Below are 14,841 nucleotides of genomic sequence, written 5' to 3' on the forward strand. Positions count from 1 at the left end.
ACGTTTGCGGGCCGGGCGAACCGGCGGCTCGGACGGGCAAGGACCCGCCCGTCCGGGACGCGCCGAGTACGGGATCACGTGTGGTGTTTGACCTGAATGTGCTTGGCCTCGGCCTTTTCACGCCCAAGGCCCACGCTGACGGTGAGCATGCCGTTGGTGTAGTCGGCCTCGACATCGTCCTCATTGGCGCCCGGCGGCAGTGTCACGCTGCGACTCATGGAGCCGTAGCGGATCTCACTGCGGTTCTTCTCCGCCTCCCGTTCCGTGCGCTCGGCCTTGAAGGTCAGCACGCCTTCGCTGATGGCGACGTCGATGTCATCGGGCGTAACTCCGGGAAGCTCCGCCCGCACGACATAATGGTCGCCCTCCGTGTAGTCCTCGATGCGCACCGCATAGAGGTCGGCCATCGTGGGCATCGCAAAACGCGCCGGGAAGTCCTCGAACCAGTCGGGAATCTCCGGGAACGGGAACCTCTGCCTGCGTGAAAGTGTGGCCATTGCCGCCTCCAATACTGCGATTGCGGCCGTTGACATCTCCAGTTCACCGCGTGCCCCTGCTCACCGCTGAGGCCGAACAGCCCATACCGAGGGTCCCTATGGTCCCTTCGGTGACTTCCGAGAACCGGGGGACATATGCGGAGGGGACGACGGTGATTCGTCGCGTACGTCGGCCGCCCGGTGATGAAGCTGCCCTCGGCGAAGGTTGGAGCGGGTGCAGCGGCTTGGGATCGTGGATCCTGCGGGCCGTTGGGGGAAGGGCGGCGATGTCGTGAGCGAGCCGCGCCCGCGCATACTGCCAGCGGTCCGGCGCGCCCGTCCGCCTGCCCTCGTGCATGACGGTGCGCAGCAGTGGCTCTGCCCCGTCGGGCGCCTGGGAGCCGACGGCACACCAATCCCAGACCCGCATCCCGATGACGGTAGCGGTACCGGAAGGCGGCGTTGGGGCCTACGTAGCGAGCGGCGGGCCGATGGTCCTCGGGCCGAGGACCATCGGCCCATGCAAAACCCGCAGGGACGGGCTTTGCATGGAGCGATCGAAGGTGTTTTCCGTGACCGCGTCGAGGAGGCGAGAGGCCATGTGCGCACCCGCCCTGGCCGAGAAGGGCCACCGGGCGACGGACATGCCTCCTGCCGAGGCCACGGGCGACGGCATGCGTGCCCACGTCGGTGATGAGATCGTCGTACGGGGTACCGCCCCGGGCGTCATCGCACGAGAGGGCAAGGTCGTCGGCGTCCACCACCCGGACGGCAGCCCCCCCGTACGACGTGCGCTGGGAGGACACCGACCGGGTGACGCTGTACTTTCCCGGGCCCGACGCGTACATCAAGCACCTCGCGCAGGCCCGGGCGCGCGATGGACACGGTTCATGACAGCACCGGTGGCTTCGCCGGCATGCTGCTTCTCTCGGTGAGTCACGGCGTGCTGCACCACGCGCGTTGTCCCGTCGTCGCAACGGTTTCCGGTCGAAGTGGAGGGCACCGTGTCGAGTGAGGACGCCCTTGGCCGCCGGAAGGACAGCCAGGCTCTGACGAGGGCTTGCCTGGGCCGGCGTCTGCCGGAGTCCGGGCTGTTGGTGGTGACCGCCGGCGCTCTGCTCGGCGGCGGGATCGCGTGGCTGCTGGGGCGCCGCGACATCGCCGACGCCTGCTGGGCCGCTGGCACCGCGCTGGCTGTCCTTCCGGCAGTCTCCTGGGTGATGGCTGCCCTGCGCAGGGGGCGGATCGGCGTCGATGTGATCGCGGTGCTGGCGTTGGCCGGGTCCCTGGCGGTGGGCGAGTACCTGGCGGGTGCACTGATCGGGTTGATGCTGGCGACCGGACGGTGCCTGGAGGCTGCGGCGGAGCGGCGCGCCTCGCACGACCTGCGCTCGCTGTTGGAGCACGCGCCGCGTTCCGCCCGCCGCCGCGACGGCCGGGACGTCACGGTGGTACCGCTGGACAAGGTTGTTCTCGGTGACCTGCTGGTCGTCGGCCCCGGCGAGGTCGTCCCAGTCGACGGTGAGGTCACCGCCGGCCCGGCCGTACTCGATGAATCCGTTCTGACTGGCGAGTCCGCACAGGTGGAGCGTCACGCGGGCGAGACCGTGCGCAGCGGTGTCGTCAACGCCGGAGGCGTCTTCGAGATGAGGGCCACGGCCATCGCGGCGGACAGTACCTACGCGGAAATCGTGCGTCTGGCCCGGCAGGCGGGAGCCGAGCGCGCTCCCACGGTGCGGCTTGCGGAGCGCTACGCAGTTTGGTTCCTTCCTGTGTCGCTGGCCTTGGCGGCCCTCGCCTGGCTGGTCAGCGGATCCGCGACACGGGCCGTGGCCGTCCTCGTCGTGGCCACCCCCTGCCCTTTGCTTCTTGCGACCCCAGTGGCCATCGTCTCCGGCCTGTCGCAGTGCGCTCGGCGGGGCGTCGTCGTCCGGGACGGTGGCGCCCTGGAGCGTTTGGGTCGGGCCCGCACCCTCGTCATCGACAAGACCGGCACTCTGACCGTGGGGCGCCCACGGGTCCTCGAGGTGGTCGGCGCTCCGGACGGCCCGTCGCCGGGCGACGTACTGAGGCTGGCCGCCTCGCTCGACCAGGTGTCGGCCCACGTCCTGGCCGAGGCCATCGTCCGCGAGGCCAGAGCCCGCTCGCTTTCCCTCACACCCCCAGAAGGTGTCACCGAGGAACCCGGGCGCGGGGTCACCGGCACCCTGAGCGGCCATCGCATCATCGTCGGCCGGGCGGGGCTGCCCCCGGCCGACCTGCCCGACTGGGCGCGCGCCGTGGACAACCGGGCCCTGCTGGACGGGGCCGCGACCGTCTGGCTGACCGTGGACAGCGTTCTCTGCGGTGCCCTGCTGCTGCGGGACCCACTGCGCCACGACGCGCCACGCACCATCCGCCGGCTCCGCACGGCAGGTCTGAACCGGCTGCTGATGCTGACGGGAGACCGACCCGAACCCGCTCGTGAAGTCGGCGCGGTCCTGGGCCTCGACGACGTGCGGGCCGGGCAACTGCCCACCGACAAGATCGCCACGGTGCGCGAGGAAAGCGGCCGGGCCGTCACGGTCATGGTCGGTGACGGCGTCAACGACGCCCCCGCCCTTGCCGCAGCCGATGTCGGTGTCGCCATGGGCGCCCGAGGCTCCACATCCGCCTCCGAGGCCGCCGACATCGTCCTCACCACAGACCGTGTGGCGCGCCTCGCGGACGCCATGGAGATTGCCGCCCGCGCCCGTCGCATCGCAGTGCAGAGTGCCGCCGCCGGCATGACGATGTCCCTGGCCGCGATGACCGCCGCCCTCCTCGGATGGCTTCCTCCCGCGCCCGGCGCCCTCCTCCAGGAAGCCATCGACACGGCCGTCATCCTCAACGCGCTCCGCGCCCTGCTCCCCGCACCCGGCACCCGGCCGGCTCTGGAACCGGAGGCGGAGAGTCTCATCCACCGATTCGCCACCGAACACGACGACCTCAGGGACACCCTCGACGCCATCCGGGAAGCGGCCGGCCTGCTCACCACTGACCGCGGCCCCCACGCCCTGACCGCGGTACGCGAGATCGACCGCTTGCTGACGGAGCGCCTGCTCCCTCACGAACACGCCGAGGAACACGAGCTCTACCCTGCACTGAACCGGCAACTCGGCCCGGAGACCACCGCCACGATGAGCCGCGCTCACGCCGAGATCGAGCGTCTTGCCCAGCGCATCGCCGCCCACGTGCGCCTCGCCGTCGAGCAAGGCGGACTGCGGCCGGAACAACTCGACGACCTGCGCGCCTCGTTGTACGGCCTCCACACCATCCTCCGCCTGCACTTCGCCCAGGAGGAGGAGAGCTACTTCTCCTTGGTGTGATCACAGTGCACCGCCTCATCCGACTGGCCTGAGGACACCTGGTCTTAGCTGGGCAGCCACACCGGCGTGCGCTCCGGTCACCGCGCAGGTCCATGTTTTGTGGGGCCCGGGCGTTCGTCTCGCAGTACCGCCAGTCGGCGCCGGTACTCTTCCTCGTCGATCTCGCCGCGGGCGAATCGTTCGGCGAGCACCTGCTCGGGCAACGACCCCGCGTGGCTGTGCACATGCCCGGAGCCGCGGTTCATCGCGCGGACCAGGAGGACAACCAGCGTCAGGAACAGGATCGCGCTACCCGACCCGACGAACCAGCCCCATCCATTCATGCCACGGCGGTTCCAGTAGTACATCGCGGTCACTCCTCGGCACACAACGGTGCGGACGGACCAGCAGGCGGGGGTTCGCGCTGGGCGCGAAGCGGGCCTGTGTGCCCGAGACGACAGATCACGGCAGCTCCGGTACGACCGCCACCGGGCATTGGGCATGGTGGAGCACCACATGTGCCACCGTGCCCAGTTGAAAGCCGCCGTGGCCGCGACGCCGCCGCCCACCGATGATCAAGAGGTCAGCGGCGGCCGAGCAGTTCACGAGGACCCTGCAGGCCAGTCCCTCGACTGGGGATCGGTTCACCCGGACGCCCGGGTGTTCCAGGGCGCTCTCCTGCAACAGGGCGTCGATCAGCATGGACGCCCCCTCCTCGTAGTAGAGGTTGCGACTCCCGGAGAGCAGGGCATGCTCACCGGGTTCATATGCCGGGCGACGCCAGGCACGGACGACGTCAAGGGCGCACTGTCGCGCCTCGGCCTCGCGGAAGGCGAACCGCACCGCCGCGCCGCTCGTCCCCGGTTTCCCGGCCGAGAACGATCCGCCCACGGGCGCGCTCGAATCCCGCTGGGTCACCGCGGATCACGATCACCGGTCCGGGCGAGCGACCGCCACGGTCAGACTGACCGACCCGAGCAACAATCCCTTCAGCCCACCACGTCCACGGCAACCCGTCACCAGAGCCGTGGCGTTGCTGCTTTCGTGCAACAGGGCGACCACCGGATCTTCGGGCACCACATCGCCGAAGACCTTGACCTCCGGGTTGCGGTGCTGAGCGCGCTCCACGCCTCGGCGACGATGTCCTCCGCCCTCGGCATCTGAGGTGACGGGCGCTGAAGGCTGCTCGCGGGCCGGACGCCCTCGTAACGCTCCCGCAAGGACGCGTACACAAGCCACAGCGGCAAGCTGTGCCGGCCGCCTCGTCCGTAGCCCAGTCCACCGCCACGAGGCTGGAATCGGATCCGTCGACGCCGGCCCGGTGAGAGGGTCGATCGGTCCTTTGTCAGCGGCATTCGGCCCAAGTCGTTGCACAAGCCGGCTGCCGACAGAGGAGAGCCCTCCACGCGTCTCCAGCGCGCTCGGCAGGTGAGTGCTCGGCCTTCCCAGGGATCAGCCGAGGTGCCTGTCCGGAGTAACCGGATCCACTTGGTACCGAAAGGGACCGGGTGGCCCTACCGCGGGCGCGCCGCGCGCTCCCACGCTGGACACGTGGCCGTCTCATGGGTCGTGCGGGCGGCACAGCGCACGAGACGGTGCTCCCGCTGGCAACCGACAGAAGCCATGCCCGACGTGGAAGGGAGGCTCCAGTGACCGCACCGACCCTGGACACCTCCGCCGTTGCCGCATTCATCGAGGACGCCACGGCTGCCCCGTCCATGCACAACGCACAACCGTGGAAGTTCCGGTTCCTGCGCAACAGCGGCATCCTGCGGCTGTACGCCGACCTTGAGCGCGAACTCCCGATGACAGACCCCGACGGCCGCAATCTTCATCTGAGCTGCGGTGCCGCATTGCTCAACCTGCGTGTGGCAGCGGTAGCAGCAGGTCGGGAGCCCGCCACCCAGCTCCTGCCCGACGAGTCCGATCCAACGCTGCTCGCCGAAGTGGACCTCACCGGCACCGCGCGCTCCGACAACTCCCTCGCCACGCTCCACCCGGCGATCCGCCGACGCCACAGCAGCCGGTTCCCGTTCCGCGAGGACGACATACCGGACGTCGTAGCAGGGGAGCTGCGTGGGGCCGCCCTCCTCGAAGGCGCTCGGCTGGTCTTCCCGAACGACTGGCATGTGCGCTTGGTACTCGATCTGGTGCACGACGCCGAGGGCCGCGAGTCGCAGACCCCCGGTGTACGTGAGGAGACGGAGCGCTGGGTGCGAATGGAGCCCACGAGCGAGACCACGGCTTGGGACGGGATCCCCGCCGAGGCGTTCGGCCCTGCCCAATGGGGCGCCGAGTCGCCCGTACGCGACTTCGCCGCCGGACGCGCCGTCCCCGGTCGCGGCTGGGCACCGTTCGAAAAGCGACCCCACATCGCCCTGCTGGGTACGGCACAGGACCGGCCGGCGGACTGGCTGCGCGCGGGCCAGGCGCTGGAGCGGGTCTGGCTCCTCGCCACCTTGGACGGCCTCACCGCGTCCCTGACCTCGCAGCCCCTGGAATGGACCGAACTACGGTGGGCAGTGCGCGATCCCACGTCGGCCATGGGATACGTACAGATGGTGATGCGCCTCGGCTACGGTCCCAAGGGTCATCCCACTCCGCGCCGCCCCGTCGCCGATGTGCTCGACATCGTCTGACAGATCACCACCGGCCGGCGGCCGTGCCGTGCGCGGAGCCATGGCGGGGACCTTCGGCCCTTTGCCACTGGACTACTCGGCACCAGCGCACGCGAGCCGGGCGAGGTCGACTGGAGAAGTCAGCGTCCGCTGCCACAGCCGACACAGCGACGGTCCCCCTCACTCGCGGGCAGTGGTTCTCCTTCCCGCAACTGCCCGGTGCTCATGACCAGCGTGAGTGCGGGACACGGAAACACGGAGACGCAACACAAGGAGTGCGGACCATGCAGCACCGGACCATCGCAGAAGTCATGACACACAGCGTCGTCACGGCACGCCCCGACGCGTCCTTCAAGCAGATCGCCCAGCTGTTGAGTGACAACGACATCACCGCGGTCCCCGTGATCGACGCCGAGGGACGTCCCGTCGGCGTCGTGTCCGAGGCGGACCTGCTGCGCAAGGCCGCGAGCCTGCCCGACCCGGACGGCCGGACAGTGGGACGCCGGCTCGGTCTCGAAGAACTGGCACGCGCGAGCGCCGAGACCGCGGAGACAATGATGACCGCGCCCGTAGTGACGGCGAGGCCCGACTGGAACGTCGTCGAGACCGCCCGGACCATGTACCGCAACAGGATCAAGCGGCTTCCGGTGGTCGACGACTCGGGCATATTGGTCGGCATCGTCAGCCGGGCCGATCTGCTGCGACCGTTCCTGCGCAGCGACACGGCCATCAGCGACGAGATCCACCACGACGTCCTGGGAATGACCCTCGGTGTGCCGCCGGGTACTGTGCAGGTCGACGTTCGTGAGGGTGTGGTGACACTGACCGGGCGTGTCGAGCAGAGGACGGACATCCCGGTCATCGAGCGTCTGTGCCGCACCGTTGATGGCGTTGTCGCGGTCCATCAGACGATCGGTTACACCTACGACGACATCGGGTCCGACCTGGAGCCGCCTCGGGTGCGCGGCATGGAAGGCATCGGCCGGGAAACATACGGGCACCGCGGCTGAGGCACTGACGGATCAGCGGCCCGGCCTGTCCGTCGGGTTACACGCCGGTCCTCTGCCCATGATCAGGCAACAACGTTCCACGTCCGGCTCTTTGACGGCGTCCCGACGCAGGACACGACGATGGACACCGCCGTTCTGACACCGCCGGGAGACGGCGGCCACGGGCCGCCCACGTCCGGCGAGCCTGGCGCCGCCCTGCAGAGCGGGCCGATCAGGGAGATCTTCTCCGCGCCAGGCAGTTCCCCTCGCGGTCTCTCGTCAACCGAGGTGGTGGTGCGCCAGGCCCGTTTCGACTCCATCGAAGAAGCCACCGGCGTCACGGACACGGTGGCGCTTCTGCGACTCAACAAGGCGGGAGTCGAGGTCATCGAAACCGCCATCACGCACGAGTCACGGGCAGCGGCCGCACCCTGGCCGAGATCACACTGCCGAACGGTACCGTCGCCGCCACCGTCATCCGCGACGGCCGGCCCACGGTGCCCGGCCCCGATGTGCGTCTCCAGCCGGGCGACGAACTCCTCCTCGTGTCCCGCACAGCGACCGAGAAGGAGATCCACGCCGCCTTCCAGGGACGACATCGACACCACCGCTATGGCGAGGTCACCGGTGCTGGCTGCCGTCGGCCTCGGGCTCTCTTAAGAGCATGGGCGGTTGCTGGTTCGATGTCGCGCGGCGTCCTCGGTCACGAGGCTTTCGAGCGGACGATCACGACGGGACAGTTCGCGTGCTGCGCGACCCGGTGGCTGACGGACCCCAGGAGAGCTCGGGCGAAACCGCCACGCCCATGGCTGCCGACAACGAGGGCCTCGGCCCCCTCGGACGCCCGCAGCAGCACGTCGGCAGGGTTGCCGCGCACCAGAAGTGCCCTGACCGAAGAGGCTCCCTCGGCGCCAAGGACGTCCCTCAGCTCCTGGACCAACCCTTGCCGGGCGTTGTCCTCGTCCAAAGCGGTGTCCACGACCGGGGCGGACCAGCCGTATGTACCCGGTAGCTCCCACGCGGCCACGGCATCGACCCTCCCGCCGACCAGGCCGGCGTACCGGACAGCCCATCGCAGCGCCGCGTGCGAGGACGCAGACCCATCGACGCCCACCACGACACGCGGCCCCAAGACCTCCTCGTCCACCCGTCCCACCTCTCTTGCGGCCCTTTCCTCGGTGCAGCTCATCCACCCCCTCGCCTCTACGCTGCGCGACGCCACGGCGGCCCGCCACGGGAAACGGCCGCAGGCATGGCATATGGGTGCGGTCTCTGTTCTGGACATGTGCACAGGGTGGGCCGTACCTCCCCAGCCCAGTGGGCCTACCGGCCCTTGGCAGTGTGCAGCGGAGCGGAAGACTGGAGGTGACGGTGCACGACGGCCGTGGCAGCCGTGCACCGCTGGAGGAGGGCCCGGTCCGAGCGGTCAGCAGCGGAGCCCGGGCGTGTCTGGGCGGGGGGAGGACGCAGCCGAGCCCCCGAGCAGGTCTCTGGGTCCATTCGCGGACGCATGCTTTCGCGCCGATCATGAGAGAGAGCAGTACGTGCACCGGACGACGCGGGGGCGAGGAAGGCATCGCCATGACGCAGGACGTCATCGCCAAGACAGCGCCGGTTCCCGTAAGCCCGGTCCTCACCGACTATGAGCGGGCGTACGCCGGGTTCAGCTGGACCGCGGCACGCGAGCGGCTGTCAGGGCTGCCGAAAGGCGGTCTGAACATCGGGTACGAGGCCGTGGACCGTCACGTGGAGGAGGGCCGGGGAGACAGGGTGGCGTTGCGCTGTGTGCGCCGGGACGGGACGGCCGAGTCGGTCTCATACGCGCACCTCGCGCGGCGGACGAACAGATTCGCCCAGGTGCTGCGGACCCTCGGCGCGGCCCGCGGCGATCGTGTGTTCACCTTGCTGGGCCGCTGTCCCGAACTCTTCACGGTGGTTCTGGGCACGCTCAAGAACACGTCCGTGCTGTGCCCGCTGTTCTCGGCCTTCGGGCCGGACCCTGTTGCCCAGCGCATGCGCTTGGGCAACGCCCGCTTCCTGGTCACCACCGAAGAGCTGTATCTGCGCAAAGTCGCCCCGGTGCGGAACGGCCTGCCAGAACTTGATCACGTTCTGATCGTCGGTGACCGCAGCCAGGGCCTTCCCGGGACCCTCTCCTTCGACCTGCTGATGGCGAGCGCCGACGAGGACTTCGCCGTGCCGCCCACCGACCCCGACGATATGGCGCTGCTGCACTTCACGAGCGGCACCACCGGCGCGCCCAAGGGCGCGATGCATGTGCACGAGGCGGTCGTCGCCCACCACGTCACGGCCGCGTACGCGCTGGACCTGCATCCGGACGACAGGTACTGGTGCACCGCGGACCCCGGCTGGGTCACGGGCATGTCGTACGGGATTATCGCTCCGCTGACGCACGGCGTGACGGTCGTCGTCGACGAGGGCGACTTCGACGTGCGCCGCTGGTACGGCATCCTCGCCGAGGAGCGGGTCACGGTCTGGTACACAGCACCCACCGCCCTGCGGATGCTGATGCGGGCAACACCCCGGCAGGGCCCGTACGACCTGCCGCGTTCATTCGACCTCTCGGCTCTCCGGTTCATCGCGTCGGTCGGCGAGCCACTCAACCCGGAAGTGGTGCTGTGGGGCCGGGATGTGCTGGGGCTCCCGGTGCACGACAATTGGTGGCAGACGGAGACGGGCTGCATCGTCATCGCCAATCTGGCGGCTTGTCCGCTCAAGCCCGGCTCGATGGGCCGCCCCCTGCCGGGCATGACCGCGACCGTCCTGGCGCGCACGCCCGACGGCAAGGTCTGGCGCTCGCCCGAGGGCCACGTCCGAGAGGTCGAGCAGCCGAGCCAGGAGGGGGAACTGGCGCTGCGACCGGGCTGGCCGTCGATGTTCCGCGGCTATCTGCATGACGAGGACCGGTACGCGGCCTGCTTCACCGACGGCTGGTACCTGACCGGCGACATCGTACGCAAAGATGCGGACGGGTACTTCTGGTTCGTGGGCCGCGGAGACGATGTCATCAAGTCCGCCGGCCACCTCATCAGCCCGTTCGAGGTGGAAAGCGCGCTGCTGGAGCATCCGCAGGTCGCGGAGGCGGGGGTGATCGGTCGCCCGGATCCCACCGCCGGCGCGATCGTGAAGGCCTACGTGTCTCTGCGCCCGGGCATCGAGCCGGGCGACGACGTCCGGCGTGACCTCCTCGCCTTCGCCCGCCGCAAACTGGGGCCCGCGGTGGCTCCCCGCGAGATCGCCTTCGACCAGAACCTCCCGCACACCAGGAGCGGCAAGGTCATGCGGCGACTGCTGCGGGCGCGCGAACTCGGCCTGCCGGAAGGCGACATCTCGACCCTGGAAGCACCCGAGGCCCCAGCGTCGCCGGTCTCACGAAGCGCGCCGGACGCCGCCGCTCACCCTGAAACCCCGGAGCACCCGTCATGAGCACCACTCGCGGGAAGGCCGCCGAAGCCGCCCGCCACGGCACGCACCCGGACGCCGCGGCCAAGCACCGTCGTGACCTGCTGGCCTCCATGCTGCTGATCCGCCGCTTCGAGGAGCGCTGTGTCGAGCTGTACAGCGCCGCGAAGATCCGGGGCTTCGTGCACCTCTACATCGGGGAGGAAGCCGTGGCCGTCGGCGTGCTCCAGGCCCTCGATGCGGCCGACGCCGTCGTCTCCACGTACCGCGAACACGGCCACGCCCTCGCCCGCGGAGTACCCACCGACGCAGTCATGGCGGAGATGTACGGCAAGGCCACGGGGTGCAGCCGCGGACGAGGCGGTTCCATGCACCTGTTCGACGCAGGCCGCCGCTTCTACGGCGGCAACGCGATCGTCGGTGGCGGCATCCCCCTCGCCGCCGGGCTCGCCCTCGCCGAGAAGATGGGTGGCGGACCGGGCGTCGTGTGCTGTTTCTTCGGCGACGGCGCCTTCGCCGAAGGCGAGTTCCACGAGACCGCGAACCTCGCCGCCCTGTGGGGTCTGCCGCTGCTGCTCACCTGCGAGAACAACCTCTACGCAATGGGCACGCCCCTTCACGTCGAGCACGCACAGACCGACCTGGCCCTGCGCGCCGCCTCGTATGGCATGCCTTCCTGGGCCGTGGACGGCATGGATGTCCTGGCCGTCGAGGAGGCGGCCCACCGTGCGGTGGAGGGGATCAGGGCAGGGCACGGCCCGCACTTCCTGGAACTGCGCACCTATCGCTTCCGCGCCCACTCCATGTACGACCCGGACCGCTACCGCGACAAGGCCGAGATCGAACGCTGGCGCGAGCGTGACCCACTGGTGCTGCTCGGCGAGGGGATGAGGGCGGCGGGCGAGCTGGACGACAGGTCGTACGCCGAACTGGACCGGCACGCCACCGAGGAGGTCTCCCGCGCCGTGGAAGCCGCCGAGGCGGCCGCGGTCGAGCCGGTCACCGACCTCCTGCGATATGTCAGCACCGACACCGGCGACCTGCCGGAGGCACACTGATGAAAGCCGTCACGACAACGTACCGTGAGGCTCTGCGCGACGCCCTGCGAGAGGCGCTGACGTCCGACGAGCGGGTCTTCCTTCTGGGCGAGGATGTCGGCAAATACGGCGGGGCCTTCGGTGTCAGCCTGGGTCTGGTCGAGGAGTTCGGCCCCGACCGGGTACGCGACACTCCGCTGTCCGAGTCGGCGTTCGTCGGCACGGGCATCGGCGCGGCCATCGGAGGCATGCGACCCATCGTCGAGATCATGACGGTCAACTTCAGCCTGCTGGCGCTCGACCAGATCCTCAACAACGCCGCCACACTGCGGCACATGTCCGGCGGGCAGCTCTCGGTGCCGATCGTCATCAGGATGACCACCGGCGCCGGACGACAGCTCGCGGCCCAGCACTCCCACAGCCTGGAGGGCTGGTACGCCCATATCCCCGGCATCCGGGTGCTCGCGCCCGCGACGCTGGAGGACGCGCGCAGCATGCTCGCCCCCGCGCTCGCCGACCCGGACCCTGTGGTCATCTTCGAACACGGATCCTTGTACAACGTCTCCGGCGAACTCGCCGTCGCCGACGGCTCCCTGGACATCTCCTCGGCGGCCGTCCGCCGCCGGGGGGACGACGTCACACTGCTCGCCTACGGGGGTTCGCTGCCCAAGGCCCTTTCCGCGGCTGACCTCCTGGCCGCCGAGGACATCAGCGCCGAGGTCGTGGACCTCCGTACCCTGCGGCCCCTCGACGACAGCACCATCATGGCCTCCGTGTCCCGGACGCATCATGCAGTCGTCGTCGACGAGGGCTGGCGCACCGGCAGTCTCGCCGCCGAGGTTTCCGCCCGGATCACCGAGCAGGCCTTCTACGAACTCGACGCTCCGGTCGCGCGGGTGTGCAGCGCCGAGGTCCCGATTCCCTATGCCAAGCACATGGAGGAGGCGGCCCTGCCGCGGGCGGATGTCATCACCGCCGCAGCCCGTGAGGCGGTGGGGCGTCGTGGGTGAGTTCACCATGCCGTCTCTGGGCGCGGACATGGAGGCGGGCACCCTCCAAGAGTGGCTAGTCGCACCTGGCGACAAGGTGTCGCGCGGCGATGTGATCGCGGTCGTCGAGACCGACAAGTCCTCCGTCGAGATCGAGTGTTTCGAGTCGGGGACCGTCGGCCGCCTTCTGATCTCGCCCGGTACCAGGGTTCCCGTGGGTGCGCCTCTGGCTCTCATCGAAGCCGCGGAGGCGGCCAAGGCGGGAGCGCGGGCTCAAGTGGACGAAGGCACTCGGGCTGGGGCGGCTGCCCGGCCGGTCTCCGGCCCGCCCCCGGGGAAGCAGGCCAAGGGCAGGGCGCCTGGCAGGCGCAAGGCCCCGGCCCACGCACAGCGGCCGACGGCCCGAAGGCCGTCGGAAGGTGTACCACCGCCCGCCACCGCGACGGCTTCGGATCCCGCCGTGATCCATGCCGAAGCCGGGCCGCTGGTGCGGCACCTCGCCGGCGAGCGGGGTATCGACCTGTCGACGGTCCACGGCAGCGGACCCGGCGGCAGGATCACTCGCACCGATGTCGAGCGCGCCGCTACCGGTGGCAGTCGGCGTGTGCGCGCCACGCCCTACGCTCGGCGTCTCGCGCGAGAGCTGCACGTCGACCTCGGCATGCTGCACGGCACCGGTGAGGACGGTGCCGTGCGGGCGGCCGACGTGAAAGAGGCGGTGCACACTCGGGCCGCAGCTCCGCCCACACCTGCCGCCCCCGAAGCCCTACTTCCCTCGAAGGTGCCGCTCGGGGCCGAGACGGCCCCGCCGGCGTCAGCAGCGATCCGCCGGGCGATCGGCGAGCTGATGAGCCGCGCCAAGCGGGAGATCCCGCACTACTACCTCGCTACGACCATCGACATGAACGCGGCGCTCGCTTGGTTGCGCGCGCAAAACCGGGAGCTGCCGGTGGGAGAACGGATGGTGCCCGCCGCTCTGCTGCTCAAGGCGGTGGCCGCCGCTGCCCGGGAAGTCCCCGACATCAACGGTTTCTGGCAGGACGGAGGGTTCGTCCCAGGCCACGGTGTGCACCTCGGTTTCGCCGTGTCACTGCGCGACGGGGGGCTCGCCGCGCCGGTCATCCACAACGCGGACTCCCTGACTCCCCTGGAGCTGATGGCCCGGCTCAAGAACCTTGTCCAGGGCGCCCAAAGGGGACGGCTGCGCGGTTCGGAGATCACAGGCAGCACTCTCACGGTCACCAGTCTCGGCGACCAGGGCGTCGAAGTGGTCTACGGCGTCATCCATCCGCCCCAGGTGGCCCTGGTCGGGTTCGGCGCCGTGGTCGAACGCCCTTGGGCCGACCACGGCATGGTCGGGGTGCGCTCAGTCGTGACGGCCACCCTCTCCGCCGACCACCGAGCCACCGATGGCGCCGTAGGAGCCCGGTTCCTGACCACTGTCGACCGCTTGCTGCAGAAACCCGAGGACTTGTGATGGATCGAAGCGAGGCCCTGACCGTCGTCGAGGAAGCAATCACTCGGGTGGTGCCCGGCGCCGACGTCACCCACCTGGACCCGGACGCCCCGTTCCGCGATGCCCTCGAATTCGACTCGCTCGACTTCCTCAGCTTCGTGGAGCTCCTCTCCGAGCGCACCGGGCTGGGCATCGGCGAAGACGACTACCCCCAGCTGACGACCTTGAACGCCAGCACCGCCTTCCTGGTCTCCCGGACTGCATGACTCTGTGGCCAGTCGTCCGGCTTTGGATGACGAGCCGAGCGTCGAGAAGTGAGCTCGCATGGACGCCGCCATTCCCTCACAATGTGGCTATATCCGACGTGCTTTACGTACGAGATGCCGGTGCGTGGAGTGCCGGTCTCGGACTCGGTTGGCCGGACAGGACGGTCTCGGGAGCACTGATCGCCAGGGCAGCTCACCTGCAGTCGACGGGTTCCTGACACGGCGACACGATGACCACGACTGGCTGTCAGGACCCGAAAG

General features: G+C 69.7%; 12 protein-coding genes and 2 pseudogenes. 10 read left to right on the forward strand and 4 right to left on the reverse strand.

Going from position 1 to position 14,841, the window contains the following annotated elements:
• Window positions 1–74 precede the first annotated feature (74 nt).
• Entirely contained in the window at window positions 75–533 is a 459-nt protein-coding gene (locus ACQEXA_RS00255; protein WP_432938586.1) for an Hsp20/alpha crystallin family protein, read from the reverse strand.
• Window positions 534–1,120: 587 nt separating this feature from the next.
• On the opposite strand from ACQEXA_RS00255, the pseudogene ACQEXA_RS00260 reads away from it, so the two are divergent.
• The 3 genes and pseudogenes from ACQEXA_RS00260 to ACQEXA_RS00270 form a co-directional block, all read left to right on the forward strand.
• A pseudogene (locus tag ACQEXA_RS00260) lies at window positions 1,121–1,201 on the forward strand (hypothetical protein); the annotation flags it as partial.
• The gene (locus tag ACQEXA_RS00265) at window positions 1,170–1,370 is read left to right on the forward strand and encodes a DUF1918 domain-containing protein (protein WP_432938584.1); all 201 of its coding nucleotides are present in this window, start codon (window positions 1,170–1,172) and stop codon (window positions 1,368–1,370) included. The pseudogene ACQEXA_RS00260 and the gene ACQEXA_RS00265, both read left to right, overlap by 32 nt.
• Window positions 1,371–1,696: 326 nt before the next feature.
• Complete coding sequence (locus ACQEXA_RS00270) at window positions 1,697–3,823, forward strand: heavy metal translocating P-type ATPase (protein WP_432939998.1); 2,127 nt, start codon at window positions 1,697–1,699, stop codon at window positions 3,821–3,823.
• 77 nt (window positions 3,824–3,900) lie between these two features.
• Here ACQEXA_RS00270 and ACQEXA_RS00275 read toward each other — a convergent pair whose 3' ends face one another.
• Together ACQEXA_RS00275 and ACQEXA_RS00280 are read right to left on the reverse strand one after the other, a co-directional pair.
• On the reverse strand, window positions 3,901–4,170 hold the full coding sequence (locus tag ACQEXA_RS00275; protein ID WP_432939995.1) for an SHOCT domain-containing protein: 270 nt from the start codon (window positions 4,168–4,170) through the stop codon (window positions 3,901–3,903).
• Window positions 4,171–4,264: 94 nt separating this feature from the next.
• Window positions 4,265–5,090 (reverse strand): annotated as a pseudogene (locus ACQEXA_RS00280) (universal stress protein).
• Between the two features lie 361 nt (window positions 5,091–5,451).
• Here ACQEXA_RS00280 and ACQEXA_RS00285 point away from each other — a divergent pair.
• Window positions 5,452–6,441: an Acg family FMN-binding oxidoreductase gene (locus tag ACQEXA_RS00285; RefSeq protein ID WP_432938582.1), complete on the forward strand. Its 990-nt coding sequence runs from the start codon at window positions 5,452–5,454 to the stop codon at window positions 6,439–6,441.
• 263 nt (window positions 6,442–6,704) lie between these two features.
• Window positions 6,705–7,430 carry a CBS domain-containing protein gene (locus tag ACQEXA_RS00290; RefSeq protein ID WP_432938580.1) on the forward strand — a complete coding sequence of 242 codons (726 nt, stop codon included), beginning with the start codon at window positions 6,705–6,707 and terminating at the stop codon, window positions 7,428–7,430.
• A 682-nt stretch (window positions 7,431–8,112) separates the two neighbouring features.
• Here the strand turns inward: ACQEXA_RS00290 and ACQEXA_RS00295 are convergent.
• Window positions 8,113–8,556, reverse strand: a complete 444-nt coding sequence (locus tag ACQEXA_RS00295) for a universal stress protein (RefSeq protein ID WP_432938577.1) — start codon at window positions 8,554–8,556, stop codon at window positions 8,113–8,115.
• A gap of 434 nt (window positions 8,557–8,990) precedes the next feature.
• Here ACQEXA_RS00295 and acsA point away from each other — a divergent pair, with 434 nt between their 5' ends.
• Genes acsA through ACQEXA_RS00320 form a run of 5 tightly spaced genes read left to right on the forward strand, consistent with a single transcriptional unit; the run spans window position 8,991 to window position 14,580 of the window.
• Entirely contained in the window at window positions 8,991–10,856 is a 1,866-nt protein-coding gene (acsA, locus tag ACQEXA_RS00300; protein ID WP_432938575.1) for an acetate--CoA ligase, read from the forward strand.
• The gene (pdhA, locus tag ACQEXA_RS00305; protein WP_432938572.1) at window positions 10,853–11,890 is read left to right on the forward strand and encodes a pyruvate dehydrogenase (acetyl-transferring) E1 component subunit alpha; all 1,038 of its coding nucleotides are present in this window, start codon (window positions 10,853–10,855) and stop codon (window positions 11,888–11,890) included. The genes acsA and pdhA overlap by 4 nt, the downstream gene beginning before the upstream one ends.
• On the forward strand, window positions 11,890–12,879 hold the full coding sequence (locus ACQEXA_RS00310) for an alpha-ketoacid dehydrogenase subunit beta (protein WP_433128048.1): 990 nt from the start codon (window positions 11,890–11,892) through the stop codon (window positions 12,877–12,879). Before pdhA ends, ACQEXA_RS00310 begins: the two co-directional genes overlap by 1 nt.
• Window positions 12,872–14,335: a dihydrolipoamide acetyltransferase family protein gene (locus tag ACQEXA_RS00315; RefSeq protein ID WP_433128050.1), complete on the forward strand. Its 1,464-nt coding sequence runs from the start codon at window positions 12,872–12,874 to the stop codon at window positions 14,333–14,335. The genes ACQEXA_RS00310 and ACQEXA_RS00315 overlap by 8 nt, the downstream gene beginning before the upstream one ends.
• Entirely contained in the window at window positions 14,335–14,580 is a 246-nt protein-coding gene (locus ACQEXA_RS00320) for an acyl carrier protein (protein WP_432938565.1), read from the forward strand. Before ACQEXA_RS00315 ends, ACQEXA_RS00320 begins: the two co-directional genes overlap by 1 nt.
• The last annotated feature ends 261 nt before the right edge of the window (window positions 14,581–14,841 follow it).

Origin of the sequence: Streptomyces sp. CA-106110, from assembly GCF_050936285.1 — a bacterium.
GTDB lineage: Bacteria > Actinomycetota > Actinomycetes > Streptomycetales > Streptomycetaceae > Streptomyces.

Coding starts and splice junctions, on each gene's coding strand:
- ACQEXA_RS00270 (WP_432939998.1), top strand. CDS start 1,697: ATGGCTGCCCTGCGCAGGGGGCGGATCGGCGTCGATGTGATCGCGGTG.
- acsA (WP_432938575.1), top strand. CDS start 8,991: ATGACGCAGGACGTCATCGCCAAGACAGCGCCGGTTCCCGTAAGCCCG.
- ACQEXA_RS00310 (WP_433128048.1), top strand. CDS start 11,890: ATGAAAGCCGTCACGACAACGTACCGTGAGGCTCTGCGCGACGCCCTG.
- ACQEXA_RS00275 (WP_432939995.1), bottom strand. CDS start 4,170: ATGTACTACTGGAACCGCCGTGGCATGAATGGATGGGGCTGGTTCGTC.
- ACQEXA_RS00265 (WP_432938584.1), top strand. CDS start 1,170: ATGAGATCGTCGTACGGGGTACCGCCCCGGGCGTCATCGCACGAGAGG.
- ACQEXA_RS00255 (WP_432938586.1), bottom strand. CDS start 533: ATGTCAACGGCCGCAATCGCAGTATTGGAGGCGGCAATGGCCACACTT.
- pdhA (WP_432938572.1), top strand. CDS start 10,853: ATGAGCACCACTCGCGGGAAGGCCGCCGAAGCCGCCCGCCACGGCACG.
- ACQEXA_RS00320 (WP_432938565.1), top strand. CDS start 14,335: ATGGATCGAAGCGAGGCCCTGACCGTCGTCGAGGAAGCAATCACTCGG.
- ACQEXA_RS00290 (WP_432938580.1), top strand. CDS start 6,705: ATGCAGCACCGGACCATCGCAGAAGTCATGACACACAGCGTCGTCACG.